This window comes from Kineosporia sp. A_224 (assembly GCF_002198655.1).
Taxonomy (GTDB): domain Bacteria; phylum Actinomycetota; class Actinomycetes; order Actinomycetales; family Kineosporiaceae; genus R-H-3.
Genome location: NZ_MWLN01000109.1, coordinates 1 through 2712, shown reverse-complemented (window position 1 = coordinate 2712; position 2712 = coordinate 1). Strand labels below are relative to the sequence as shown.

The 2712-nt window shown below is 77.7% G+C and carries 3 protein-coding genes; 1 reads left to right on the top strand and 2 read right to left on the bottom strand.

Going from position 1 to position 2712, the window contains the following annotated elements:
- Positions 1-35: 35 nt before the first annotated feature.
- Together EDJALFJO_RS09205 and EDJALFJO_RS09200 are read right to left on the bottom strand one after the other, a co-directional pair.
- Positions 36-1112, bottom strand: a complete 1077-nt coding sequence (locus EDJALFJO_RS09205) for a DUF3048 domain-containing protein (protein ID WP_088284422.1) — start codon at positions 1110-1112, stop codon at positions 36-38.
- 43 nt (positions 1113-1155) lie between these two features.
- Positions 1156-1521: a hypothetical protein gene (locus EDJALFJO_RS09200; protein WP_088284420.1), complete on the bottom strand. Its 366-nt coding sequence runs from the start codon at positions 1519-1521 to the stop codon at positions 1156-1158.
- A 220-nt stretch (positions 1522-1741) separates the two neighbouring features.
- Here EDJALFJO_RS09200 and EDJALFJO_RS09195 point away from each other — a divergent pair, with 220 nt between their 5' ends.
- Complete coding sequence (locus EDJALFJO_RS09195; RefSeq protein ID WP_088284418.1) at positions 1742-2635, top strand: copper resistance protein CopC; 894 nt, start codon at positions 1742-1744, stop codon at positions 2633-2635.
- The last annotated feature ends 77 nt before the right edge of the window (positions 2636-2712 follow it).

Genomic DNA, 2712 nt, shown 5'->3' with positions numbered 1-2712 from the left:
ACCTGCCCCCGACCACAGCAGACAAGCAAAGGGAGTCAGGACAACGACAACCGGCCCCCGACCGGCAGGAGCTCGATCCAGGTCCGCCCGGCCGGCACCCCGAGAGCCGCCCCGTCACCCCCGGTCAGCACCAGCGCCGCATCGGCCGAGGCCTTGCTCCACGTGCCCTCGACCGCCCGTCCGCCGTGCAGCAGCACCGCCGGCCCGCTGCCCACGAAGCGCGTCTCGGGCACCGGGTTCCCCGCGGGGTCGCGGTAGCCGGCGTCGCCGACCTTCACCCGGAGCACGAGCACGGTGTCGGCACCGAGCCGTGCGCCGGACGACTCGACGGCCGCACGCCCGTTCTCGCTGCGCAGCCAGCGGTCCTTCGCAGCGTCGTAGGTCCACGACGGCCGGGCGGCGGCGGAGAACCTCAGGGACGCGCGGGTCGCGGCTGCACCGGCGTCCGCCGGGACCGACCCGGCGGCGACGAACGGCAGGTAGGCGGGCGGCGGTGCCGAGTGGTCGGGACCGGCTGCGGCCCAGAGCTTCCCGGCGCGCAGGTAGAGGTTGTGCGGTGCCCGCCGTGACGGGGAGCGGTAGAACGCACCGCTGCGGTCGCCCTGCTGGGCGAGCTGGAGGTCGGCCGTGCGGACGACCGCGAGCACGACCTTCGCCCCGCCGGAGAACGCGAGGATCCCGCGGGTCGGGCCGGCGATCTGGACGTCGACGTGACGCACGCTGCGGACCGGTCCGACGGTCCCCGGGTCACGGGAGTGGTACATCGCGGCGAACCGCGTGATGCCGCCCTCGACGAGCTCCTCGACGACGATGTCGGCGGCCTGCAGCCCGCTCTGCGGCCGCGCCGCGGCGGAGTTCTCCACCTTGACGACGAGGGCCGGGCGGTCGGCCGTGCCCGGTGCGCCGGTGAGGGGCAGCACGGGACCGGACGTCGCGGAGGGTCCGGTGGACGCACCGGCGGGGCTGCTCGGCACGGCGGTGGTGACGGACGGCGTGGACGTCGGTGCCGGGGCGGGTCCCGGGCCGCTGCACGCGGCCATGACGACCGCGGACCCGACGCCGGCGAAGACCGCGACGGCAGCGCGTCGGCGGCGGGCAGCGGTCCGGGTCACGCCCCCACGCTAGCCCTGCACGGCCCCGGCCCCGGCGGCCGCGTCAGCCCCGGACGCCCGCCAGCTGCGCCCGCTCCCCCGGCCGGCGCCACGCGTACGCCTCGAGCACGGTCGCGAGCACCGGGTCCACGGAGAGCCTGCGGTGCACGGGCAGCGGCGCGTTGACGATCTCGAACCAGACGCCGTCGTCGGCGGCCAGGAGGACGGCCCGGCGCAGCTCCTGGAGACCGCTGTCGCCGAACGAGTCCACCCCGCCGAGGTTGACGCTGATGCCCTTGGGGCGCGAGCGCAGCAGCGCCCCCAGGCCGGAGCGCAGGATCGCGGTCGACGTCGCGGTCTCGATCTCCCCGCTCAGCGACACCCTGACCCACTGCCGGGCGGCGCGGTCGATGACGGACACGATCTGCACGGCAGGTGCGGCTCCTTCCTGGGCCGGGGTGCTCGGCTGCTCGACCTGCGCGGTGCCGTTCGGACGCGGAGGCCGCGCCCGGCAGGCTCCTGCGCCGGTCTTCTGACTTGTCGGCGGACGACGGGTGCTCTTGAGATCGTTCGCAGCCGTACCACTCTCTCGGCGGTGATCCGACCCGGACGGCGTCAACCCCGTGCCCCCGGCGGCCGACACCTAGAGGGTGACAGCGCGTCCGCGGGCCGTCGCCGCCGCGGCCCTCGTGCTCGCGGGCGGCCTCGCCGCCGCGCCCGCCGCCGCGGTCGTGGCCGCAGCCGCCCCGGCCGGCTCCGCGGCGCGCTCCGCGACCCGCTCCTCGGCCGCCCTGACGAGGACAGCCCCGGTCGGTGTGCTCCGCTCCGACCCGGAGAACGGGTCCTGGGCTCGGCGCACCCCGGAGGTCGTCCGGCTCTGGTTCACCTCCGGGGCCGCTGCCCGGGCCGCGGCGGTGCGGGTCTCGACGCCGCGCCGGGCCTCGGCGGCGGACGTGCGGGTGTCGGTGTCGGCTGCCGTCCTCAGCGTGCGGCTGCCGGACGACGGCCCCGGTGACTACCGGGTCGTCTGGTACGTGCTGCCGGGCGGCCAGGAAGCCGGGACAGACCCCGGGTACGACGGCACGGACGGCGGGGGCGGCGCCGCGGGCACGGTCGCCTTCCGGGTCGGCGGCGTCCGGCCGTCTCCCGGGCCGGGGCGCGGCACGGACGGCACCCGAGCGCCCGGCACGCCCGGCGCGGACGGCTTCACCATCCCGGACCGGTCCTCCACTGCGGCCGGGCGCGACGACGACGCGGCGTCCCCACCCACGACGACGCCCACGACCACGTCCCCGACGACATCCCCGACGACGCCCCCGCCGTCGACCGGCGCGGCCCGCGCCACGACCTCCCGCGCCGGTCTGCCGGCGCTGCCGGCCGGCCCCGCCGTCGCGCCCGCCGACGACCCGGCCGTGACGGCCGCGCTGCTGCTCACGGACCCCGTCGGCCTCGGCGCGACCGGGCTCGCGGGGCTGCTCGCGGGCGCCCTCGCGGCCCGGTGGTCGTGGCGCCGCGGCACCGCCGCCGGCCTGCGGCCGCGCTGAGCCGCTAGGAGTCCGCTGAACAAGGCACCTATCTGGGGTGGTTGGGTGGCGAGGAGGGGACTCAGGGCCGTCTGGCG